This is a genomic window from Paenibacillus sp. CAA11 (assembly GCF_003060825.1).
Lineage (GTDB): Bacteria > Bacillota > Bacilli > Paenibacillales > Paenibacillaceae > Fontibacillus.
In genome coordinates, this window is record NZ_CP028922.1 from 4,185,001 (window position 1) to 4,209,487 (window position 24,487).

The 24,487-nt window shown below is 42.9% G+C and carries 18 protein-coding genes; 1 reads left to right on the forward strand and 17 read right to left on the reverse strand.

The genetic code is table 11. From position 1 onward, the window contains the following. Positions 1–321: 321 nt before the first annotated feature. From ligA to DCC85_RS19815, 17 genes are all read right to left on the reverse strand, one after another. Positions 322–2,334 carry an NAD-dependent DNA ligase LigA gene (gene ligA, locus DCC85_RS19735; protein ID WP_108467087.1) on the reverse strand — a complete coding sequence of 671 codons (2,013 nt, stop codon included), beginning with the start codon at positions 2,332–2,334 and terminating at the stop codon, positions 322–324. 81 nt (positions 2,335–2,415) lie between these two features. Then, positions 2,416–4,719 (reverse strand): DNA helicase PcrA, encoded by a 2,304-nt coding sequence (gene pcrA / locus DCC85_RS19740; protein WP_234414243.1) that lies wholly within the window; start codon positions 4,717–4,719, stop codon positions 2,416–2,418. A 62-nt stretch (positions 4,720–4,781) separates the two neighbouring features. Then, complete coding sequence (locus DCC85_RS19745) at positions 4,782–5,474, reverse strand: heptaprenylglyceryl phosphate synthase (RefSeq protein ID WP_442789552.1); 693 nt, start codon at positions 5,472–5,474, stop codon at positions 4,782–4,784. A gap of 299 nt (positions 5,475–5,773) precedes the next feature. Then, on the reverse strand, positions 5,774–6,649 hold the full coding sequence (gene galU / locus DCC85_RS19750; RefSeq protein ID WP_108467089.1) for a UTP--glucose-1-phosphate uridylyltransferase GalU: 876 nt from the start codon (positions 6,647–6,649) through the stop codon (positions 5,774–5,776). A 72-nt stretch (positions 6,650–6,721) separates the two neighbouring features. Next, positions 6,722–7,456, reverse strand: coding sequence for a spore coat protein (locus DCC85_RS19755; RefSeq protein WP_108467090.1), 735 nt, complete (start codon positions 7,454–7,456; stop codon positions 6,722–6,724). 159 nt (positions 7,457–7,615) lie between these two features. Further along, positions 7,616–7,801 (reverse strand): hypothetical protein, encoded by a 186-nt coding sequence (locus DCC85_RS19760; RefSeq protein ID WP_108467091.1) that lies wholly within the window; start codon positions 7,799–7,801, stop codon positions 7,616–7,618. A 199-nt stretch (positions 7,802–8,000) separates the two neighbouring features. Continuing rightward, entirely contained in the window at positions 8,001–9,407 is a 1,407-nt protein-coding gene (locus DCC85_RS19765) for an undecaprenyl-phosphate glucose phosphotransferase (protein ID WP_108467092.1), read from the reverse strand. Next, positions 9,404–10,336 carry a glycosyltransferase family 2 protein gene (locus DCC85_RS19770; protein WP_108467093.1) on the reverse strand — a complete coding sequence of 311 codons (933 nt, stop codon included), beginning with the start codon at positions 10,334–10,336 and terminating at the stop codon, positions 9,404–9,406. The genes DCC85_RS19765 and DCC85_RS19770 overlap by 4 nt, the downstream gene beginning before the upstream one ends. Before the next feature lie 76 nt (positions 10,337–10,412). Then, the gene (locus DCC85_RS19775) at positions 10,413–11,369 is read right to left on the reverse strand and encodes a glycosyltransferase family 2 protein (protein ID WP_159081932.1); all 957 of its coding nucleotides are present in this window, start codon (positions 11,367–11,369) and stop codon (positions 10,413–10,415) included. A gap of 93 nt (positions 11,370–11,462) precedes the next feature. Then, positions 11,463–12,320 carry a dTDP-4-dehydrorhamnose reductase gene (rfbD, locus tag DCC85_RS19780; RefSeq protein WP_108467095.1) on the reverse strand — a complete coding sequence of 286 codons (858 nt, stop codon included), beginning with the start codon at positions 12,318–12,320 and terminating at the stop codon, positions 11,463–11,465. After that, complete coding sequence (rfbB, locus tag DCC85_RS19785) at positions 12,317–13,339, reverse strand: dTDP-glucose 4,6-dehydratase (protein WP_108467096.1); 1,023 nt, start codon at positions 13,337–13,339, stop codon at positions 12,317–12,319. The genes rfbD and rfbB overlap by 4 nt, the downstream gene beginning before the upstream one ends. Positions 13,340–13,373: 34 nt before the next feature. After that, positions 13,374–13,922, reverse strand: coding sequence for a dTDP-4-dehydrorhamnose 3,5-epimerase (rfbC, locus tag DCC85_RS19790; RefSeq protein WP_108467097.1), 549 nt, complete (start codon positions 13,920–13,922; stop codon positions 13,374–13,376). Positions 13,923–13,939: 17 nt separating this feature from the next. Beyond that, on the reverse strand, positions 13,940–14,683 hold the full coding sequence (locus tag DCC85_RS19795; protein WP_108467098.1) for a sugar phosphate nucleotidyltransferase: 744 nt from the start codon (positions 14,681–14,683) through the stop codon (positions 13,940–13,942). Positions 14,684–14,724: 41 nt separating this feature from the next. Next, positions 14,725–16,047 (reverse strand): glycosyltransferase family protein, encoded by a 1,323-nt coding sequence (locus DCC85_RS19800; protein ID WP_108467099.1) that lies wholly within the window; start codon positions 16,045–16,047, stop codon positions 14,725–14,727. A 46-nt stretch (positions 16,048–16,093) separates the two neighbouring features. Continuing rightward, positions 16,094–19,480, reverse strand: coding sequence for an HAD family hydrolase (locus DCC85_RS19805; RefSeq protein WP_108467100.1), 3,387 nt, complete (start codon positions 19,478–19,480; stop codon positions 16,094–16,096). Positions 19,481–19,496: 16 nt separating this feature from the next. Beyond that, on the reverse strand, positions 19,497–20,732 hold the full coding sequence (locus DCC85_RS19810; protein WP_108467101.1) for an ABC transporter ATP-binding protein: 1,236 nt from the start codon (positions 20,730–20,732) through the stop codon (positions 19,497–19,499). An 18-nt stretch (positions 20,733–20,750) separates the two neighbouring features. Continuing rightward, entirely contained in the window at positions 20,751–21,530 is a 780-nt protein-coding gene (locus DCC85_RS19815; RefSeq protein ID WP_108467102.1) for an ABC transporter permease, read from the reverse strand. Between the two features lie 467 nt (positions 21,531–21,997). On the opposite strand from DCC85_RS19815, the gene DCC85_RS19820 reads away from it, so the two are divergent. Further along, the gene (locus DCC85_RS19820) at positions 21,998–24,454 is read left to right on the forward strand and encodes an O-antigen ligase family protein (RefSeq protein ID WP_108467103.1); all 2,457 of its coding nucleotides are present in this window, start codon (positions 21,998–22,000) and stop codon (positions 24,452–24,454) included. Positions 24,455–24,487: the final 33 nt, after the last annotated feature.

Genomic DNA, 24,487 nt, shown 5'->3' on the forward strand with positions numbered 1-24,487 from the left:
GTCACATCGAAAAACTGGACAGGATGCCAAATGACCGAATAGGTGCTATTGGTTAGACTGTTGATTTGGGCATAGTATTTGCCATCGCTTGCAGCGGCATCCTATTCTGTTACTTAAAATTTATAATAAAAGAATCGTAGACTTGCGTAAAGTTACCAAATGCCGTTTTCTGTCGATTTTTATCGAAATATCTACCGAATACTCCCTTCATACAACTCTTCTAAAAGCCCACAAACAAAAACAACCTTCCAAACAGGCCGCCTAAGCCTAATTCGGAAGGTTATTCTAAATTAGTTCCCTACAATACTAAGGCAAGGAAGGTTACAGCTCAAGCAAGCGAATCAACTCATCCTCATCCTCAATAACATCGATACCCAGCTGCTGGGCTTTGGCGAGTTTACTGCCCGCTTTCTCGCCGGCAATGACCAGATCAGTCTTCTTGGATACACTGCCGGTCACCTTGGCGCCTAATGTCTCCAACCGAGCCGACGCTTCGTCACGCGTCAACTTATGCAGAGTTCCTGTAAGCACTACCGTCTTACCGCTGAAGAAGGAATCACTTCTTGCGGCCTCCTGCTTTTCCGGTGCTTTTGCCTGTACGCCTAGCTCAATCATTTTCTGGATCCCTGCACGATTAAACGGGTCTGCAAAGAAAGCAACAATGCTCTCGGCCACAATTCCGCCTACATCTGGCAGTGCCGTCAGCTCCTCCACCGTAGCATTCATCACAGCCTCCAGAGAGCCAAGCTCATCTGCGAGCATTTTGGTAGTCGATTTCCCTGTATTCGGAATCCCCAAAGCGAACAGGAAAGAGGCCAAGTCGCGAGACTTGCTGACTTCAATCGCATCGAGCAGATTCTTTGCTTTTTTCTCGCCAAAGCGCTCCAGCTTCACCAGACTCTCAAAACTCAGGCTATACAACTCAGCAGGCTCCCTTACACTCAGCTCATCATACAGCTGGCCTGCGGTCTTATCGCTAAAGGTCTCAATGTCCATGGCATCGCGAGAAGCAAAATGACTGATGCGCCCAATGATCTGAGGACGGCAGCCGAACCGGTTGTTGCAGAACAAATGCGCGCCGCGCTGTTCCAGAGGGAAGCCGCAGGCCGGGCACTTGTCAGGATACAGGATTTCATCCCCGTCGTTCTCCTCCGTCACTTTGCCCAGAATTTCCGGGATGACGTCATTGGAGCGGCGAATGAACACGCGAGTCCCTAATGCAAACTTTAAGTTCTTGCGTTCAATATCCCCCACGTTATTAAGCGTGCAATTCTGAACCGTCACTCCCGCCAGCTCTACAGGTTCAACCCGTGCAAGCGGGGTGATTTTGCCAGTACGGCCAACATTCCAGGTCACCGACTGGAGAACCGTCGTCGTCTCCTCGGCTTCAAACTTGAAGGCGACCGCCCAGCGCGGAAACTTATCGGTATAGCCCAGCACTTCGCGGGTGCGCATATCAGTGATTTTAATAACAGCCCCATCAATTAAATAATCAAGCGAGCTTCGTTGTTCCTGGATACGGCCCAGCTCCGCCATGACCTGACTGAAATCATCACAATACGAAATAAACGGGTTCACCTTGAAGCGGTTCTCCCTTAAGAAATCCATCATTTCTTGATGGCTCGTGAATGAAAGATTCTCCGCATAACCTACATTATAGAAAAAGGCATTCAGCTTGCGTTCCGCAGTCACCTTGGGATTCAAGTTACGCAGAGCTCCGGCAGCTGCATTGCGGGCATTCTTAAGCGGCTCGGCCGCTTTCTGGTTATAGGCTTCAAGGACAGATAAATTCATAATCCCTTCACCCTGAACCTCGATAGTCCCCTCCTGAAACGGAATGGTTAACGGCACGGATTTGATCGTCTTCACTTGAGCCAAAATTCCTTCACCAACCACACCGTTACCGCGTGTTGCCGCTTGAACCAGCTTGCCGTCCGTATAGGTCAAATTGAGCGTCAAGCCGTCAAACTTCAGTTCGATCGCATAAGTGGGGTCAGGCAGTGGTGTATCAGGATTTTTCGAGTTGTAGTCGGCTACCAGCTTGAGTACCCGGTTATTCCAGCTTGTGAGATGATCCTCATTCTGCGCCTTATCCAGACTCCACAGAGGGGTGAGGTGCCGGTGTGGGACGAAACCCTTCAGCAGCTCTCCCCCCACCCGCTGGGTCGGAGAATCGGGCAGAACTACACCAGTCTCTGCTTCAAGCGCTGTTAGCTGATCATAGAGCGCATCATACTCCTTGTCGCTCACCAAAGGCTGGTCCATCGTATAGTAATGGTAGTTGTACTTATTGAGCTCATCCACGAGCTGTCGCATGCTCTGCATCGGATCCATTCAGGGACAACCCTCCGTTTACGTAGTTTTCCTCTTCACATTGTAAGCGAAAAGAGAAGGGATTAGCCGCATTCGCAGCATTTACTCTTGAACCTTAGTAATAGGGGCGAAACCTGCTAGAAGCCGCTTAACCCCTACCGGTGCGGGAAAAGCAATCTGCAGCTCCGTATCGTTACCGGAGCCCTTGATGGACACAATGGTGCCTATGCCCCATTTGCCATGCGAAACCTTGTCGCCGGCCTTCAGTTCGCCAGGGGAAGAAATGGGAGCCGTTGCTGCCGCCGTCTTCGGCGCTCCAGCCGTGACGGTGACACGCCCGGCAGAGGGAGCCGAAGGCTCTCGCCGTGCGCCACCGAAGTTGCTGCCCCCGCCGCCAAAGCCGCGGCCTCCATAAGCGCCGCCATGACCTGATCCCCGGCGGTAACGATCGCGGGCAATATCCGTGTCCTCCTTCAGCTCGTCCGGAATCTCGCTAAGGAAGCGTGAAGGCGGGTTGGCTGTTGTGCGGCCAAACAAGGTACGCATTTGCGCACAGGTGAGGAACAGCTGCTCCTCCGCCCGCGTAATTCCCACGTAAGCCAGCCGGCGTTCCTCTTCAAGCTCCTCGTTGTCCAGAAAAGCACGGCTGTGCGGAAATACGCCCTCCTCCATGCCGATGATAAATACGACCGGGAATTCCAGACCCTTGGCACTGTGCATGGTCATCAAGATCACAGCATCCGACGGATCCTCATCCTCTTCATCGTTCATACTGTCGATATCCGCAATCAGGGCAAGATCCGTGAGGAAGGAAACAAGTGACTTATCCTCATTATTCTTCTCGAATTCCATCGTTACAGACAGAAATTCATCGATATTCTCCACCCTTGCTTTGGACTCAATCGTATTCTCACGTTCAAGCTCAAGACGGTAATGGGTCACCTCAAGCATCTTCTCCGTGAGCTCTGTCACCGACAAGAATTCCACCATACGATGAAGGCCTGCGATCATATCGTAGAACTCAACCAGACCGTTGCGGGTACGCGTGTTGAAGCCCAGATCGTCCACTACCTCAAGTACTCGAAAAATAGAGGTTCCCCGTTCTGCGGCGGCTGCCGCCAGCTTTGCAACGGTTGTATCCCCAAGTCCCCGCTTAGGCACATTGATAATCCGGGTCAGACTGATGTCATCATCCGGGTTAGATAACAGTCTCAGATAGGCCAGCAGGTCTTTGATTTCTTTGCGATCATAGAACTTAATGCCGCCAACAATCTGGTAAGGGATATCCGACTTAATCAGAATTTCCTCGATCACCCGGGACTGGGCATTCGTCCGGTACAAAATGGCATGATCCCGGTAAGACTTGCCCTCCTTGATGTTCTTGTGAATCTCCGAGGTTACAAAATACCCCTCGTCATGCTCCGAGTCGCCCCGGTAAACCTTGATCTTGTTACCTTCCCCTTTGTCCGTCCACAGCTTCTTAGCTTTACGCCCCGTGTTCTGGCCAATCACTTCATTCGCTGCATTCAGGATGGTTGAGGTCGAGCGATAGTTCTGCTCCAGCAGGATCGTCTTGGCCTCAGGGTAATCCTCTTCAAAATTCAAAATATTGCTGATATCCGCTCCGCGCCAGCGATAAATCGACTGGTCGCTATCCCCGACGACGCATAGGCGGCGGTGGCTGTCTGCAAGCATCTGACAAAGCATGTACTGCGCCCGGTTCGTATCCTGGTATTCATCAACATGGATATATTTGAATTTCTTTTGATAGAAATCGAGCACTTCAGGCACAGTCTTAAACAATTCAATCGTCTTCATAATCAAATCGTCAAAGTCAAGAGAGTTATTGTTTCTCAGCCGCTTCTGATACATGGTGTACACTTTGGCTGCAATGCCTTCAAAATAGTCCGCCGCCTTCTGTTCAAGCTGCTGGGGGGTAATCAGTTCGTTCTTAGCGTTGCTGATGATCGCTTGAACTGCCTTGGGTTCAAACTTCTTCGTATCGATATTAAGATCCTTCATACAGTTACGAACCACGGACAGCTGGTCGGTTGAATCAAGAATCGAGAAATTCGATGTAAACCCAATGCGTTCAATATCCTTACGAAGAATCCGCACACACATGGAGTGGAAAGTAGAAACCCAGATGTCCCTGCCTTCAGGTCCAACCAGACTCGACACCCGTTCCTGCATCTCGCGCGCAGCTTTATTCGTAAAGGTGATCGCCAGAATGCTCCATGGCGGCGCCTTGCGTGACGCGATAATATACGCGATCCGGTGAGTCAGCACCCGGGTCTTGCCGCTGCCCGCTCCGGCCATAATGAGCAAGGGGCCCTCTGTAGTCAGGGCTGCTTCTTTTTGCTGAGGGTTGAGCTTGTTAATCGCTAATTCTATGTCAACAGGCATGGTAAAATGCATGCTCCTTTCCTTGTTATAAATAGTTCGATACCTTCCTAATCTTTCGCGGCTTAAGCTAGCGCACGTCCTTTGACGGCCGCTACAGTCTTAAGGGCAGACTCTAGGTCCTGATACACGGCATTGCCTACAATCACTGTATCACTCACCTTCGCTGCCTTGAGCGCGGTCTCCTCATCGGTAATCCCTCCGCCATAGAACAGGCGGGCTTGTCCCAGCGAACGCTGTACCTGAGCAACCAGCTCCATGTCTCCAAAGCTTCCGCTGTATTCAATATAGATAATCGGCAGGGAGAGAAGACGCTCGGCGGTCTGCGCATAAGCAGCTGCCTCAGAGGCATCAAGCTTACTATTAGCTTCTGTCAGATGGCCAGCGGTGGAGTCAGGGTTCAGAATAATATACCCTTCCGGTACGACCAGCTCCCAAGGAATCATGTAGCCATATCGCTCTACCGCCTGTTGATGCCGGCCAATCAGCCACTGGGAATGCTCAGTATTCAGCACCATAGGAATCATGTAAAGATCAAATCCCGGAACCACAGCTTCGAGATCGGATACCTCAAGCACACATGGAAGCTCAAATTTGCGGATCCGCGACATCAAATCAACCGTATTCTCATAGGTAACCCCGCTGGAGCCTCCGACCATAATCGCATCGGTTCCGGACAGACAAACGGCTTCCAACGCTTCATCACTCAGCTCCCGGTCCGGGTCAAGCTTAAAAACATGTCTCCATGTCTCCATCATCCGCTTCACATGAATTCCTCCAAGTTCATGCAGGCTAAAGTGCAGCCCGATCAATTCAAAAAACGGGGCCATCCATGCCCCGCAATGTTCCTTATGCAAAATGCTCCATTTACGCTCTTCAGAAGCGTCAAAAAGCACTACTTTCTAGTCTATGTTACGCGCTAGAGAGTGTCAATGTTCGCATGAAAGGCGAACACAAAAAAACAGGCCAATATGGAAGCTAAATCCATAGCTGGCCTGTTAGGCAGCATCAAATATACATTTAAAGCCAAAAGCTACGTTCCACAGCAAAGTTTGAATTACTGCTGGTAGTCCGTAAGCATCCGCTTCATGGTGCGCAGCAAATCATCCCGAAGCTCTTCGTGCTGCAGCGCATAGTGCAGGGTTGTCTCAATAAAACCCAGCTTCTCTCCTACATCATGGCGGGAACCATCGAAATGGTAAGCCAAAATATTCTCGCTCTCCCCAAGGCGGGAAATAGCATCCGTTAATTGGATTTCACCGCCAACGCCTTCCTGCTGAGCCTCCAAGACATCAAAGATGCCTGGTGTTAATATGTACCGCCCCATGATCGCCAGATCCGACGGAGCCTCTTCCGGGCGGGGCTTCTCCACAAGCCGCTTAGCCCGATAAATCCGCTCCTCCAGCTTGTCTGCATCCACAATCCCATAGCGGGACACTTCCTCATGGCCTACCGGCTGAACCCCAACAATGGAGCGCCCATAACGTTCATAGACGTCAATCATTTGCTTCAGGCAAGGAACCTGTGCCTCGACAATATCGTCACCCAGCAGCACTGCAAACGGCTCGTTTCCGATAAATTTGCGGGCGCACCACACAGCATGGCCGAGCCCCTTAGGCTCTTTCTGACGGATATAGTGAATATCGGCCATTTCCGACGGACGACGAACTTCTTCGAGTAGCGACCATTTGCTCTTTTCCGAAAGGTGGTGCTCTAATTCAAAGGAATTGTCGAAGTGATCCTCAATAGCCCGTTTGCCCTTACCAGTTACAATGATGATATCTTCAATTCCCGAGGCGACTGCCTCTTCAATAATATATTGAATCGTAGGTTTATCTACGATAGGCAGCATTTCTTTAGGCATGGCTTTGGTCGCCGGCAGAAATCTAGTACCTAGGCCGGCTGCGGGAATAATGGCTTTGCGAATTTTCACGAAACAGCGCCTCCTTTCCTATTTTCTGTATACAAAAGTGATTTCTATTATAACACCCTATCCATGCTTAACCTAGGAAACATTTGCTCCGTATATAGAGAACCACTGCTGCACCATTGTCCATCCCGCACCGTTCCAACGCAGCACTGTGGTCATGTAGCCGAACCGGTCTGCCCGGTACCTCCCGCTGACAGCCTGCAGCAGCATAAGCTCATAAGTCCCGTCCCGCTCCAAATCGACTGGGAACAGGCCGCTCACCGGCTCAACCATCCCTTGGATCGGTTGCTTCAAGGTTCCATCCGGATTGTAAATTTCATTCAAATAGTCTGGGCCCCTTCCCGTAATATCTATTACAAATACCAATCCCGCATGCTCACTAGTTACCTTCAGCTTGTAATTGTCCAAATACTCCACTTGATAGTTCCACTGGCTGTTGAAATACTCTGAATCGAAAATAAGCCGCGCCTCACCGCCCGTAAACGTGTAGATATCATTATAAGTAATAGCCCCAGATCCTCCAGAATCAATGCTGACCAGCACGTCATCCACCTTGTCCCCTGTAAAATCCCCTATAAATAAAGTCGGGTGGTAGCCTGCATTCGTAGGAAGCGGAATCACATATCTGTCCGGCGTGGCACCAACTGTTACAATCAGCGTAATCTCGGTCAGAAAAGGACTATCCCCGCTTGGCGGATAACCTCGCAGAACGATCGTGTCGGCAATGCCGTCTCCAGTTACATCGGCCATGGCTTCTGCTAGAATCATCTCTGATCTATAGAGAGGCTGCGGTCTGAATAAAATATTCATAATTACCTCCTGGGCTGGTTATTTTACCTATACAATATGTGCGGGTGCCCTAGAGAGTGACGAACAGTGAAAAAGCCGCCTCATGGCAACCATGACTAGCGGCTTAAGTATATGAAGCTTATACAATTAAGATTCTATGTGTACAGCGACAATCTAACCTTAGTGGTTGAGCATGAACATCAGCCGGGCTGCTTCTTCCTCTTTCACACGGTTCATCAGCTCGGAAGTTTGGAGATGCCGCCCAGCGCTGTACTCAATTCTGCGGTACTCTTCATCCCCCACAAAGCCGATTCTTTCATTCGAGCGTGTAAATAGATTTTGCATTTCCCGGATTCCTTCCAACATCACATTCATCCTCCTTGGATGGACAAAAGTTTGATGAATCTCCTACCTTTGGTTACGCTTACATTATAGCATTGACAAGGATCTCTGGGAATAGTCAGCACCCTCAAAAAACATGCATTTGAGCATTGTTCATCAATTCTTAAGAATTTGTATTATCAAAAAAGAAGATTGTCTCCTAGAGAGAGACAATCTTCGGGAATTAATACGCATTCTTATTAATGAGGCCATTATGAATGGTCTTCATAATTATTTTTAGATCAAATAATAAAGTCCAGTTCTCAATATAGAAGATATCATGCTTGATCCGTTCCTCAATTGAAGTATCCCCGCGTAAGCCATTGCTCTGAGCCCAGCCGGTTATCCCAGGACGAACGTGGTGCTTCACCATGTACTTCGGAATTTCATCGCGAAATTGATCCACAAAGTAAGGTCGTTCAGGTCTCGGACCGACAACACTCATATCTCCCTTAAGCACATTGAAGAATTGGGGCAGTTCGTCCAGACTCGTCTTCCGGATAAAGGAGCCAAACTTGGTTTTACGCGGATCATTCTTCACCGTCCATCCGGTATCCACCGTCCCTTCCGGCAGCTCCTGCATGGAACGGAATTTGTACATGTGAAAATGGCGCCGATTCATGCCAACCCGTTCCTGCTTAAAGATAATCGGTCCCTTCGATGTAACCTTGACTCCTATTGCAATAATCAGCATGATTGGCGAAGTAAGCAGAATCGCAAACAGAGAAAACACGATATCAAATAGTCGTTTGAAGAACCGATTCCCCATCAAATCAAGGGGAACCTCACGAACATTAATCATGGGCATTCCCGCAAAATTGTCAAAGTAAGGACGAGCCGGCAAATAATCAAAGAAATCTGGAATGATCAGCGTCCTTACCCCTGCCTTCTCACAAGCAGCAATGATGGCCGGATATCGATGATGAGCGTCCAGAGGCAAAGCCAGGATCACTTCGTCAATCAGATACTCCTCTAGCTTCTCGGACAGCTTATTAATGGACCCTAGAATGGGTTTATAATGTTTGGCTTCATCAGAGTCCCACTTCTGTAAGTCGTCTAAGAATCCAATAACTTCATAACCCAGCTCAGGATATTGCTTAAGATTATTATAGAACCGCTTCCCTAACGTTCCTGCACCTAAGATCAGCACAAACTGACGATTGAAGCCCTTTTGCCGGATTCGCTTCAGCGACATTTTTAAAATGTAACGATAAAACAAAATAAACAGCAGATTGCCTATCATATAAATCGCAAGATAATACCGTGAAATATTGACCTCTTTCACAAAGAACATTAAACTCAGCAATACGAATAAACCTATAATATGTGTGTGGATAATTTTTAATAATTCATCAGCAAACCTTTTCTTCCGCTTAGGTGAATAAAGTGATAATAAAAATCCTACGATGACAGCAATGATGCCGTATACCAAGCTCCAGAAGGCATAAGTTTCAATAGGTAGCGGACGCTCATAAGGGATAAAGCCGCTTTCGAATTTCAGCCACCATGCGAAGAAGAAGGAAGCCTGAATAACAATAAAGTCAGCTGTTGCATATAGCTGGGTTAGAAACCGTTGGTTACTTCGTATCATAATCTCACCTCAGTGCCCGATTCTGTTGAAGATCCAGGTTTGGGACCAACCTGCGAAGGTGCCGGCCTAAGGGGTTTAACCCAATTTGTAATTAAGGATAATGTGAACTTGATCGCAATTCCCATATATACGGCTGTATTGATAGCCCAGTTGTACTGCTGCTGATAATGTTTGCGATGAAATAAAGCCATAGCTCTATGAAACTCGTACACAATCTTAAGCGGACGTCTTCTTGCACTTCCACCTTTGTAGTGAACGATATACGTATCACCCTTGTAATAAACGTTCCAACCAGCCTGTTTAATCCGGTAACACCAATCTATATCTTCACCGTACATGAAGTACTCTTCATCCAGTCCCCCAACTTGCTCAATGACTTCCTTGCGCACTATCATAAACGCGCCTACCAGACAGTCCACCGGATAGGAATCATTAGGGTCCAGATAGCCCAATTGATATTGATTGAACTTAGGAACCTTCGGGAACATCTTAGAGAATCCAAAGGCATAGTAAAACGAAGCCGATGGAGTAGGGTTCCCCCGCTTACACGCTCTATCAAGCGAACCGTCCGGCAAAATAACCTTGCAGCCCGCTGCCCCTACGTCAGGTGCGTTATCCATGAACCTAATCATGTTCTGAAAAGTATCCGGCTGGACGATGGTGTCGGAATTAAGCAGCAGTACATACCGGCCGCTAGCTATGCCCATCCCTTGATTGTTGGCTTTGGCAAATCCAAGATTATCCTTGTTCGCTATAAACTTCACTTGGGGATACTGCTTCGGAATCATTTCAGGAGAACCATCTGACGAATGATTATCGACTAAAATAACTTCGTAATTAAACTCTATCTTTGAGTTATAAACCGAGTTCAAACAATCCATGGTCATGTCACAGGTGTTAAAGTTGACGATTATAATGCTCAAATCCATTTTAAGACTCCTGACAAAATTAGTAATCTAATGACATTATAACAGGTTTAACCTTATATGGTTAACAAAAAGCTGCTCATACTCTTTTCAACAAGTACATGGCCTTAAGCAGGTAATTATCAATTATGGAATGTCTATAGATCGGCGATTTTTTAACAAAACGTATACGATGGACAATTCCTTTATTAATTCCTTCAATAAATTCTATGACCAATGATTCTTGATCCTCTTGGAGAAGCCCCTTATAGCAATTTAAAAACTCTATTGCTTGTCTGCTAAACTTATTGTTAATGACCTTGCCATTAATCATTTTATTAGTCCGTTGAACCCAGAACTTTAGACCACTATTTGCCTGCCCGCCTTGTACATTCTCTTGATGCTGACGATACAAAATGTGAGGCTCTGAATCAAACAGCACTTTTCCGAAAGCAGAAATGACAAGATAGACCCACCAATCGTGCATAATTACATGATCTAAGTTATTAGGCTGATGTTCCTTCATTAAATTCATTGCAGCTCGATTTATAACCATGGTACAACCAACGGCAATGTTCTCTACCAATGCATTGTGTATTGAAATCGGTAAACGAGGCGCCTTTGGCCATACCTGTAACGGCACTAGGTTAGAATCAACCATTTGCGTGGATGAGCAATACATAAGCGGTCTGTCTAAGTCACCTTCAGACTCCAGACATTGTATAGCACGTTGCAGCTTATCTTTGGCCCAAATATCGTCCTGATCGCAGAATGCATAATAATCCTTGTTTGGATTTGCCATTTGTATGAGTTTAAAAAAACTTCCTTTAGCCCCTAGGTTATCCCCTTCTATATAATGATATAGTTGAGGATATTGATCTGAATATTGCTTTAAAATAGAACTCGTAGCATCCTTGGATCCATCATCTCGAATAAGAACTGTAAGGTCTATATTGGTTAATCGCTGGCTTTCCAAACTATCTAATTGTTCGTGAATATATTTCTCACCATTATAAGAAGATAGAAGCACCTGTACCTCTTTGTTTTTAATCAACACCACTGCTCCCCTCCTTCTAACTCACCAATTCCATTATAAACGAAAAACTCCCAACCTTTGAATTTAGATTAGGAGTTAATCAAACGTTAAGTTTTAGTAAGAATTTAGAAAGTCTTCAAGTCCTTCCCGCCATGGCCTTAAATCCTTGAACCCATTACTTCGGATAGATAGATGGTCCAAAACCGAATTAGCGGGACGGAGAGCAGGACGAGGGAACTGAGCACTTGTACAAGGTTCAAGCCTAGCTAATGGCTTAATGCCCATAATATCTACCGCTTCTTGCAGAATAGCCTCTGTGAACTCATACCAGGTGCAGGCCCCTTGATTGGAAGCGTGATAAATTCCATACTTTTCTGTCATAGTTAACGACAACAAGAATTTGGCCAAATCTATGGTATATGTGGGAGAGCCCTTCTGATCATGTACTACTTGAAGCAAAGGTTTGTTTTGAATGAGCTGCAGCATGGTTTTGACAAAATTATTGCCATGCTTGCCATACACCCAGGAGGTTCTCACCACAAAATAGCGGGAAGACAGCGTTTGGGTCAGAACCTCTCCTGCCCGCTTAGACTTTCCATAAACAGTTTGTGGATTAGGCGTATCGTATTCCTGATAAGGAAGCTGAGAAGTCCCGTCAAATACATAATCCGTACTGATATATACAAGCTTAGCCCCACACTTTTCTGAGGCTACGGCCACATTTCGAGTACCTGATGCATTCACTTGAAAAGCACCATCTACATCCGTCTCCGCAGCATCCACAGCGGTATAAGCAGCACAATGTATCACAACGTCGGGAGCAGTAGCTCCTATCACATGGTCACATTGCTGCTGGTCTGTAATATCAAGCTCATTACGGCTATAAGAAAAAACTTGGTGCTCTGCGGCTTCAAATATACTAGCTACATCTCTACCCAGTTGGCCGCTCCCACCAGTAATTAATACCTTCACGGCTGACCACCTAACCGGTTCCCGTATTGACTGTTATAGTACTCCTGATAAGCACCAGACTGAATATGCTCCCACCATTCCTGGTGACCCAGATACCAGTCAATCGTAGTCTTTATTCCACGTTCAAAGTCATACTTAGGCTTCCAGCCTAACTGCTTGATCAACTTTGTTGGATCTATCCCGTATCTCCGGTCATGTCCAGGCCGATCCTCAACATAACTAATCAAGGAATGTGGCTTACCTAGCTGATCCAAGATGGTTCTAACAATCTCTAGGTTGGTTCTCTCGTTATTTCCACCGATATTATAAACTTCACCATTCCGGCCCTGGTGAATAACCAAATCGATGGCGCTGCAGTGATCCTCCACATAAAGCCAATCTCGGATATTGAGTCCATCTCCATAAACCGGCAGTTTCTGATCACTTAAGGCACGAGAAATCATGAGGGGAATGAGCTTTTCCGGGAATTGATAGGGGCCATAGTTATTGGAGCAGCGGGTTATATTAACTGGAAGTCCAAACGTTTCATGATAAGCGCGTACTAACAGATCTCCACCAGCTTTAGAAGCTGAATAAGGACTGTTTGGTGCCAGTGGAGTATCTTCTGTAAAGAGCCCTGTTTCCCCAAGCGATCCATATACCTCATCTGTTGAGACCTGAACAAACTTGCTTACCCCATATGTCTTAGCTGCATCTAGCAGTACCTGAGTCCCCATTACATTTGTTCGCACAAAAATACCAGGGTCTAGAATACTTCGATCTACATGAGATTCTGCAGCAAAATTAACGACGACATCAATGCCTTCTTGAAATACCCGCCCTATGGCGCTACTATCCTGGATATCTGCTTTAATAAATCTGTGTCGCGGCTCCCCTTCGATCGCCTTAAGGTTCTCCAGGTTGCCTGCATAAGTCAAATTGTCAATATTAACGATCGTGTATTCCGGGTGCCGATTCAACATATACAGCACAAAGTTGCTGCCTATGAACCCCGCTCCTCCGGTAACGAGCAGCTTCATATTAACTAAATCCCCCTATCTACGTGACTATAACCTACTCGAAGTTCATTTCTGCATGACGAAATTGAGGGTGTCCCTTATCCTTGTCCGATAGAATTGGATGGGAAGTAGGCCAGTCGATCTTAAGCTCAGGGTCATTCCAAAGTATTCCCCTGTCATTCTCAGGTGAGTAATACTCATCTACTTTATATAGAACTTGAGTATTCGGTACCAATGTACAGAAACCATGGGCAAAGCCCTTGGGCACAAGTAGCTGGCGATAATTAAACTCACTAAGAATAACCCCTTCCCATTGTCCAAAGGTCGGAGAACTCCGCCGAATATCTACAATTACATCGTAAATCGCTCCCGATATAACCCGAATGAGCTTGGTTTGAGCTTTGGGGGTTAACTGATAGTGGAGACCACGAATAACCCCAGCTTGGGCTGATAGCGATTGATTATCTTGAATAAAATGGTGATTCAGCCCAACCTGCTGCATAACGAGCTCATTATAACTTTCCATAAAAAAACCGCGATGGTCACCATGGACAACCGGTTCCAGTAAATTTGCTCCCTCTAGCTTCAAAGGAGTCACCTTCATGTATAGCTCCTCCTGACCTAAAGTTTCAACTTGCCGAACTCTTCACCAAACAGAATATCCTTTGCTAACTCATTAGCTCTAGCTAAAGAGGCATGCGTTCCTGCATCGGTCCACCAGCCTTGAAGAATATCATAAGTCAGTAAACCCCTCTTAATATATGCATTATTAACATCAGTGATTTCAAGCTCTCCGCGTGCGGATGGCTTAAGCGACTTAATAATTTCAAAAACTGTGTGGTCAAACATATATATGCCGGTTACCGCATAATTGCTTTTGGGCTGCTGCGGTTTTTCCTCAATGTAGATGATATGGTTGTCCTGTAATTCTGGAACACCAAATCGTGAGGGATCGGGAACCTCTTGGATAAGAAGCTTTGCTCCTTCTTTTTGGTTGATGAATTTGGCGACGTATGGAGAAATATCGTCAGCAAACACGTTATCACCCAGGATAACAACCATCTGATCTTCTCCCACAAATTGCTCGGCAAGACCCAAGGCTTGAGCAATGCCTCCTGCCTCATCTTGAACTTTAAAGGTGAACGACAATCCCATATCGCTCCCGCTCCCCAGCAGACTGACCACGTCTCCCATATGCTCTTTACCAGTAATTACGAGAATGTCAGTTAATCCCGCCTGCTTAAGCTTATGTATCGCGTGAAAAATCATAGGGTAGCGGCCTACGGGAAGCAAGTGCTTATTCGTAACCTTAGTTAAAGGAAAAAGGCGGGAGCCTGTCCCGCCTGCTAAAATGATGGCTTTCATAACCCTCTCAACCCTTCAAAATTATATAAATATAATTAACACTATTTTATTTTAGTAAATCTTCTCAACTTATTCATTAGTAAGCGGTATTGCTTAGATTTTATAAGCTGGAAAGTTTTATGAAAAACAAATGAAATTTTGGACATACGTTTTATCTTGAATATATTACGCTTGCCTGTTGAAAAACGAGGATTCATGCAATACTCAACTAGCGGCTTAACCGCCTCTTGCCATTGCAACTCCTTTTGTAAGGTACTAAAGCCAACTTCGTATTCGGTCTTACCGTCAAAACTTAAAATCGAATCAACCAACTCATTAACATTATTATGCTTTATAACTCTGCCAATGGAATGCTGTGTAATCAGATCTGCGAATATATCACCTTCTGTCGATATTACTGGCAACCCGCACCAAATATAATCGGTAATTCTAGTTCGGTAAGAAAATCGTGTTTCAATATGATTATGATGCAAACTAAGACCAATATCAGCTTCCAATAAATAATTATGTCTATCATTGAAATCCACCCAGTCGTTAAAAAACACCAGTTCATCAGTTATACCGTGTCTATTACTTAACTCCTGCATCATAGTTAAATTTTTCATACTTTGAAGGAGAGGGTTTGGAGATTTCACACCCATAAAGAACAATTTTACATAGTCAATACCGCGGCTCTTTAAAACGACCATAGCTTCAATTGCTGTAATTGGATCTAGCCAATCCCAAACACCACCACCCCAAATTATAAGAATATCGTCTTTGTGTATTGCAGGGTGCACTCCTTTTAAAACTTGCCGCGTCTTCTTCGGTCTTTCACCAGTTACACCAAAAGGTATGACCTGAATAAGATGATTAAGTGTCTCATCAATTTCATATTCCTTTGCATTCACTCGGTTCAAACTCGATAGCATTCCTAACCAAAAGTCCTTCTGCTTCTCAGACGCGCATAGAAAAAAGTCACCTACCTCCAGCTGTTCCAATAACATGGAAAGTGAAGCTTGATGTACCTTCTCATTATGAGCTTTATACTTGTTTAACTCCAAATTTTCAAATATAAACGGGTCATATAAATCAACAACAAGTGGTATACCGATTTTTTTAAGATAAGCGTTTTCCCAAATCGTTCTACCTTGTGTAATAAGTATTGCCTCTCTCTTAACATGCCTCATAACATTTTGCTTTGTAAAATGCACAACTTCGAAATTATAATTGTTTTTCAGTTCTAATTCCGGAATGTTCGGACTAAACAATATTACTTTAAAGCATTTGGCTAGTTCTATAGCAAAATTCAAATATCTTATCCCTGGTCCTGACATTCTTTTCCCAATCTCATCAGGTGATATAATTAATATCTTTGTCTCCATGTGCATTCACCTCAACTGGAAGAACAATCCACAAGTATCGAAGAGGTCATTTCTTTCTTTTTTTTCTCCAATAGTTATACAGATGTACTAGACCAGGTATTTTACTATTGACAAGAGATCCCTGTTTCCAGAAGGCCTGTCCCAACTTACTTTTCATTCTATTTTTACTAAATAGAGTTGTCCAACCTATGTTTTTAGCTACTAATTGCAGACTGTTGCTAGCCCCCCAATCCTCGCTATGGTTAAGTTGCTCAAAGATTCGAACTTCGGCCGGACGCGGATTCCGAATAAATCTCTCTACACTATCCAAAGCTGTTTTCTTAACAGCATTATAGTCGAGATAAACGCTATTATTTAATTCAACAAATTCATCTACGTAGTCTAAAATGCCCTTCTGAATTTGTTGAATAATATAATTTTGTTTTTCTTCAGTTTTTCTGTCCTCTCCCTCTTGCTTAAGAACAGGAATGATTCTCCCTTCTTTCTCCTCATAACCAATTGTAGAACCGTGAGGAGCGGTGGCAGCCTGCTCAAACAATTGAGGAAACTCGGTAATGAAATCAGTCTCTTTAAAGTGTTCAAAGTCATAAGAGTAGCCTGGTTCAAAGAGAAGCTTCGGGTGCATCAGATATCGTAAATGATAATCAAAGTTTCTCCCGAAATAGTACCCAAAAAGATGAGGAAAATACTCGTCGTCTATAAAAGCTCGTCCAATGTTATGCTGAATGGTCCCACTCCAGCCAATATCCACAAAAACGGCCTTTTTTCGCAAACCGAAAAATCCCAACTGCGTTAAGTACTTTTTCAGCAAATCTATTTCAGTCTCTTTTTGAGCTTCAATTAATTTTTGGACACGATAGTCATCGATAAAATTATGGAGCCGAATATCATTTAGAGGGTCATAAATTGGCTCCTGCATATGACCAAAGCCATATACCTTAGCGTACTCTTCAAAATCCTCGGGATTCAGATTAAACGTTTTTAAAATGGAGTACAGCCCTTTGGGGTCAATTTTCCAGAGTCCCATACGAATCTCCCGTATACCAAAGCGATACACTGAAGGTAACGAAGAAGACAGTCTACTAATGTACATGTAGGTTCCCTCTGGTAATTCATTCAAGGAGTATTTTTTTACTTTTTTTAATCTTTCATAAACTTGAATGAATAAATATCCTTCTCTTGCAAGAAAAAAAATATTCGTCATCTTCTTTTGAATAACCAGATTTATTAATCCATCAATATAGTTAGTAAATATAGGTCCTAAAATTTCAAAGCCCAGTTGATAAAACTCATTTAAATTTTCTTTATCCTTTGATGGATTTTTTTTTTGTCTCAAAAATTCTACTATGTTACCATTTTGTAGTTCTTTGGAAATACGATTTCTACGATTAAGATTTTCCTTCGAGTAGTACCATACTGCATCCACACCAATTTTTCTCGGCATCTTATAGTCCGAGACAAAATTATCCCCCGTATGAAGAATGTCTTCAAGTTGAATATGCTCCAACTCAGCAAGCTTTTGGAATAATCTCCCTGAGCCCTTACTTAGGTTGAATGTATTAGACACAAACAAATCGTCGATATGATTCAATAATCCGCAATTATCTAGGATTCGTTGTAACACATCTTTCTCAAGATACATGTCCGAAATCACTATTATTTTTTTGCCAAGTGCCTTAAGCTTTTCTAGCACTTCCAGAGCTTCTGGGTTAGTATACAAAACTGACAATTCACTATTCACTTCAAACTCTTTAACTTCTTTAATATATTTATCAGAAAACTCTTCCCCGTTTAAACGGTTAAGATACAATTCCATCAAATCGTTAAAACAACATTCAAGGTCAAGTCCCTTATTTAATTGTTCGGAGCGAAGTACCCACTCAAGCTCATATCTTGTATTCAAGATTTGATCGACGTTGAGATGATACACACCCTCTCTAACCAAAATATTATAAATAAATTCTGCTGTCAGCTTATGAACAAGTTCGGGAGGCTCTACCGTTCTAAAAACAAGAGTATCGAACATATCAAAGCTGATTGTCGAGTATTTATTCAAATCCATAGTTAATAGTTCAGTCAATTTATGAACCTTTTTAGCTTTTAAATGCTCCATCACTACTACGGCCTTTTTAGCTGCACGCTTTGGCACTTTTTTCACCAATTTAGCTTTAGCCCCCATATAGCGTAAAGGTCTTGTAATCTTCCACGAGGTCGATTGATCATACAGTTGCTGCGTATGTCTGAGATACTCAATATTTCTATCTCGTTCAATTAACTGTGCTCGTGTTCTTTCAAGCTCATCTTTAAGATCCGCAACTCTCTCATCTTTCTCCATTATTTCATCTTTTAGATGAGCAACTCTCTTATTTTTCTGCATCAATTCATCTTTAAGATCCGCAGTCTTCTCCTTTTCTTCCACCAATTCCTCTGCGATCTGATTCTTCTCTTCAAATTGTATCTTCAGTTGCTTTTTCATCCCTTCTAATTCAGCGGTGATACCTTTAATTTTCATTTGCATTTCTAACACATATTGATTTAATTTATTTTTCTCTTGTCTGTCTTCTAAATTTATTTGCTGTAGTTCCTGAGCTACGCTATCCTTCGCTATATTTAATTCAGTAATCAAGTCCCAATATAAATGAGAAAACTGACTCCAAACTTCAAGTGGAAGGTCTTTTATCGAATAGCATTCCTGCAACTCTGAAGGTATCTCAGCTTCTTTATAAATTGTTATTATCATTCTATAGCTTCCATCTTCCGATGGATTCCAATCATACTTAGAAATCTGCTGATTATAGAACTTATTCAGCTGATTAAAGCGTTTATATACATTTTCATATTTCCAGTTAAAAAAGACTATGTGGTGAGAAAGATTAAGCATGAAGTTCCATAATGGTAACCAGCCCATAAAAGTCATTTTATAGTTTAGGTTCCCTTTATTTAGAATATCCTCCATAGCCCGAGAAATAGGAAGCCCGTTTTCATTGTGCTCATCCAACCATCTATAGGATTCCCCACCGCTCATTTGTTTATATTTCTCTAATATATCTTTCTCTTCTAAAGAAGCCTGCTTACTATAATGTGGCGCGATAATCATAGAGGCTATTTTGGCACATCGTGCATGTTCAAGTATAAACTTCTCACGATCATTATTCTGAATATGTTCCAGAACATCTGCAGAAACAACAAAATCAAATTCATTATCCTCAAAAGGCATGTTAAGTGCGTTGCCAAGGATAAAGTTTTCACCTGAAAGAACTTCCGTATCAAGGCAGTAGACTGTATCAGAAGGAAGAAGCTTTGGAAGCCAGGAATCTCTTCCGCCTACCTCAAGAATTTTAAACGATTCCTTATGATGCCTGAAAGAGTTAACATAATCCTCAATAACTTTATATTTTTGGTATATATCAAAGCTAACTTCTTCAAAAATCAAAAAAAAGCAACTCCTCTCAAAAATCCCAATCACAATCAATGTGAACCAGACAAGGCATCTGCTCGCTATTGTTAATGATTTCTAGATGATAATATTGGTGCCTATGGTCATAAGGAATTTGACATGTCTCGTCATATAAAACAATACTTACCAAGTACTCTCCTGCGAGAAATGGTATGCTTTTAATCGTAAATGATACATTTGTAGTCTTATTTCCTGACATTTCAAGAACTTTCCCATCTAAATAACAGTTTCGATCTGCCAAATATACGGGTTCGCTACCAATACCCTTAGCGAAGACTGCAAACCCAAGAACGGCTTTATCTATATTGTCATTATTAACAATTGAGACTTCTACTAGAATATCATCGTTAGTTACAAACAAATTGCTTGTTCTTCCATCGGTAGGGTTAGTAAATGTGACACTTTCAATTTCCAGCGCCCTACTACCCCACCTTTGTGAATCATCAAAAATCACTACATTATTCTCTTCTCTTTGGTTAGATGATTGATAAACATTCGATAAATATAAATTAACCATCTTGTCAGGACTTCCGTATTCAATAGTTCCATCCTTTTTTAGATAAATGACATGGTCACATATTCTTCTTACAACATTTAAGTCATGAGAAACAAAGACTATGGTCTTCTTCTTTTTCCGAAGCTCTTCAATTTTATTCATACATTTTTTTTGAAATACTTCGTCTCCGACAGCGAGAACCTCATCTACCAAAAGAATGTCAGGATCAACGTGAATCGCTACAGAAAAAGCCAGTCTCATATACATCCCTGATGAATAATATTTAACGGCCGTGTCCATAAACTCCCCAATTTCGGAAAAGGCGACAATATCGTCGTATTTCTCTCTAATTTCCTGCTTCGATAAACCGAGAATTGAACCGTACAGAAAAACATTTTCTTTCCCAGTAAGATCGGCTTGAAATCCAACCCCAATCTCCAGTAACGAAGACACCTTCCCAGTTACTTGCACGGTACCTTTATCAGGAAGATAAATGTTTGAGATTATTTTCAGTATAGTACTCTTCCCATTACCGTTTTCGCCAATCACTCCTGTAGTAGTTCCCTCTTTAATAGAAAAACTAACATCGTTTAATATTTGAAACGTTCTCGACTCTCTCTTTACCTTATTCTTTCTAAACCATCCAATAACAATTTCTTTTAATGAACTAGCTGCATTAGCGTTTTCGTGGAAAGCCTTAGATACATTCTCAAATTTAATCACTTCAGTCACTTTATTTCACCTACACATTTATAATTTTTCCACAATTCCCATCTCACCCTTTTTGAACATTGTGTATCCAATTAAAAAGACAATTATTGATAAACATGTAAAAATGGATAATTGGTCCCAATGCAAATCTACTGTAGGCAAAAAAACAGCTCTGTGAAGATTAACCATTTCTGTTATTGGATTTCCATTTATAATACTTGCATACTCTTTAGGTACCAACTCATTACTGTAAACAATAGGTGTCAAATAAAACAAAAATAGAAGAATAACGTCCACCAGATAAGATATATCTCTAAATTTAACCGTCAAAATAGAAACAATGAATGAGATTCCTGTTGTAAACAAAACCGTAGTGACTAGCACCAAAGGGTACAAGTAGATATAAACTGACAATCCCCCTTCAACTATCACTGTAGCAACTACAATAATCACCGACATAATAAAGTAGTTCAACAAGTTAGATAATACGATACTTAACGGGATAATTTCTCTTGGAAAGTAAACCTTCTTCAATAAGTTTCCTTGGTAGATAAGAGAATTTGCAGACGTGTTAATTGAAATATTAAAGAAGTTCCATGCGAGCAGTCCTGCAAAAAGGAATAGTTCAAAGTTTTCTATTTGAAACTTAAGTATGTGCTTAAATACAAAAGTATAGATAAAAAGCATAATCAAAGGATTCATAAAGGACCAAATGAAACCAAGTACTGAATCCTTATACTTTAATTTTATTTCCTTCGACACAAAATTCATTAATAAAGAACGGTAGTTAAATAACTGAGTCATTTTATGAAAAATCATGAATAATTCGATACTCCTTTATTATATTTTGGAGGATTTTATTAAATTGGCTTTAACTAATCCATTTGAATTTAAGATTAAAATCAAGATGAATATTAACAACTGCAGAATAATAAGGATTCTTAGAGTTCTCTAAGTTATTACAAGACCTATTTTTTTATTGAAAAGATATTTGAAATAGTCTCGAAGATCTAATGGTAATTAATGCACTCCTCTAACTCCCCCTCATTTTCTATACCTCTAATATGAGATATGGAGGCAACTTCTATAATTGTTTTTTCACCCATAATACTTGATTAGAATAGCAGCTGTTTATGTCAACAGTTCGTCCAAGAGATACTATGGCACTATGTGTTAATCCAAATGCTTTCTATGTATGATATTATTGGGCGTGTATAGATTTAATTTATTACTCATAGTCTATATGCTAAAATATTGTCGTATCTACAAGAAAAGGAGATAAACAAGTGTCGAATCCAGTATACGGGAAAAGTATTGATACGTCGAGAAACCACGAGAAAACACCTGCCATGCTATGGCTGCTTTCAATAGGAATAATAGTATTTTTACTATGGTCTCCATTCCAAGCGGCTTTATTTAATGGTCAGCAATTAATCTTTGAGAGGCCTCTTTATTGGGCATTGTTGGCTTCCTGCTTACTAATGTTACTAGGAATTGCCTCATTATTCAAAATGTTTAAATTGGAAGATGCGCGGGATGGGTTAGCGTTTGCGGTTCTATTAATCCCTTTAACTTTCGTCCTTTCGCTAATTTCCGCAGCATCTAGTTATTATGCCCTTAATCAGGTGTTGATTCAATGCATTTACGCATTCCTGTTCATCATCTCGATTTATTTACTACGGGATCGTAAGGCGAATCGGATAATAGAAACGGCGATCATAACGGTAGCTTATATCATTGTCATGTTTGGTCTATTAAACTGGCTCGGTCAAACGAAATTCACCGGTGCATTGGTAGGCTGGTTCACCAAGACGGTTGTAAACGGCCAGTACGTACAGGCGGTATGGATTGATGCCAATGGTCCACGGCTTGCTTCTGTATTCCAATATCCGAATACCTATGCAGCATTTCTTATGGCCTTCTTCTTCGTTTCTGTCTTTGCGATTACCCGATCAAAGAAGGGATACGCCCAAGCCATCCATGCATTTATGCTGGTGCCTATGATCGTTTCGCTGCTGCTCACTCTATCGCGCGGCGGATTGGTATTTCTTCCGATCGTATTCATTGTGTTGCTGCTCTTCCTTAAGCCGGCTCAGCAGCTGCTATGGGCTTGCTACAGTCTAATCTCAGGAATTGCTGCTTTAGTGATTTCCAAGCCTGTGACCAACATCGGCCAACAATTCTACCAAGGCACAAACACAGAGCCCCCGGTGAAAGGGTGGATTTATGTACTAGCGGCTTCAGCAATAGTCGCTGTGATCATTTGGCTGATTCAATCCTATGTTGCTCCTAGATTAGAATCTGCTCTTGATAAATGGTCCCGACGCAAGCTCTCCAATCTCTGGCTTCCGCTAGGATCGGTTGTTGTCGTAGGAGTTCTAGCGGCGCTGTTCATCGGTACAAGCCTTCGCCATATTCTGCCGGGTAACATCGGGGAACGGCTTGAGACGATCAATCTGAAGCAGCATAGTGTGCTGGAGCGCTTTACCTTTTATAAGGATGCGCTAAAGGTGGTTAAGGATTACCCTGTGATTGGTGCCGGTGGTGGAGCGTGGGCATCGCTGTATGAAAAATATCAGAACAATCCTTATTCGAGCCGTCAGGCGCACAGCTTTTTAGCACAGTATCTTGTTGAGATTGGGATCCTTGGATTTATTATCTTCATGGCCTTTATCCTATACATTTTCTATAAATATATTAGAGGTTATATTCAATCCGACAAAGAAAAACGGGATTCCTATTTTGTTTACTTTATCCTAGCGTTATCTCTTCTGATTCACAGTACGATGGACTTTAACCTTAGCTTTGTATTCATCGGTATGCTTGTTTTCCTAGGGCTTGCCGGAATGGCCGCAAGTATGGAAGCCAAGCCATTTGCTAAAATAAATATAAAAGCTAATACAGTGCGGGCTTCTCTCAGTATTGTCCTTGGAATTGCATCCATCGTGTTGCTCGTAGTGGCTGGTCGATTCATCCAAGCTAACAGTGACATCCTCAAAGGCCAGGAATTGATGAGAAGCAGTACAAATTATAAAGAGATCAAAGAACCTATAGACAAGGGGCTTTCTATTCGGGGATCACATCCCGATGCGGCTATCTTCGAAACGTCTTTACTTCTTACAGCTTACCGGCAAACACAGAATGAGGAATTCTATACAGAGGCGCATAACCTTATCACCAAGGTGCTGAAGAAGGAACCCTATAACAAGGATCTATATAAACAACTGATCTCCGCCTATGAACTAAAAGGAGAACCCGCACAGGCCTATCAAGTCCTGGCTGATAACGCCGATAAATATGCTTGGGACATTGAATGGTATGAGAAGCTAATCTCTCAATCCTATGATCTTGGATACCAGGCACTAGGACAGGGAGATAGCGCGAAGAAAGAAGCCTACTTCAAAACAGGGCTCGCCGCCTATGAACATGTTGTAAAGGGAGTAGCCCATATCGCGACCTTGCCGCCAGGACAGCTACAAGGACGTCCTTTCTCCCTAACGCCAACCATTGCGCTAAATAGCGGCCGCATGCAGTTCTTGAATGGTGACACTAAGCAAGCCATCTCGACTTTAAAACAAGGTCTTACCCAAGACTTCTCAGAAGCGACCAATCAAGAGCTGGCCACTTGGTATCTTGCCATACTGAAGAAGACGGGCTCCTCTGATCAAACGATATATGATCAACTAATTGCAGCAAGCCCGACAGCTAAAGAACAAATTGAAAGAATCGCTCAAATCTTCTAAAGCATCTGACTAAAAAAGGTCTCCCATCCGTGT

Coding starts and splice junctions, on each gene's coding strand:
- ligA (WP_108467087.1), bottom strand. CDS start 2,334: ATGGATCCGATGCAGAGCATGCGACAGCTCGTGGATGAGCTCAATAAG.
- pcrA (WP_234414243.1), bottom strand. CDS start 4,719: ATGCCTGTTGACATAGAATTAGCGATTAACAAGCTCAACCCTCAGCAA.
- DCC85_RS19745 (WP_442789552.1), bottom strand. CDS start 5,474: ATGATGGAGACATGGAGACATGTTTTTAAGCTTGACCCGGACCGGGAG.
- DCC85_RS19755 (WP_108467090.1), bottom strand. CDS start 7,456: ATGAATATTTTATTCAGACCGCAGCCTCTCTATAGATCAGAGATGATT.
- DCC85_RS19760 (WP_108467091.1), bottom strand. CDS start 7,801: ATGTTGGAAGGAATCCGGGAAATGCAAAATCTATTTACACGCTCGAAT.
- DCC85_RS19765 (WP_108467092.1), bottom strand. CDS start 9,407: ATGATACGAAGTAACCAACGGTTTCTAACCCAGCTATATGCAACAGCT.
- DCC85_RS19770 (WP_108467093.1), bottom strand. CDS start 10,336: ATGGATTTGAGCATTATAATCGTCAACTTTAACACCTGTGACATGACC.
- rfbB (WP_108467096.1), bottom strand. CDS start 13,339: ATGAAGCTGCTCGTTACCGGAGGAGCGGGGTTCATAGGCAGCAACTTT.
- rfbC (WP_108467097.1), bottom strand. CDS start 13,922: ATGAAGGTGACTCCTTTGAAGCTAGAGGGAGCAAATTTACTGGAACCG.
- DCC85_RS19795 (WP_108467098.1), bottom strand. CDS start 14,683: ATGAAAGCCATCATTTTAGCAGGCGGGACAGGCTCCCGCCTTTTTCCT.
- DCC85_RS19800 (WP_108467099.1), bottom strand. CDS start 16,047: ATGGAGACAAAGATATTAATTATATCACCTGATGAGATTGGGAAAAGA.
- DCC85_RS19815 (WP_108467102.1), bottom strand. CDS start 21,530: ATGATTTTTCATAAAATGACTCAGTTATTTAACTACCGTTCTTTATTA.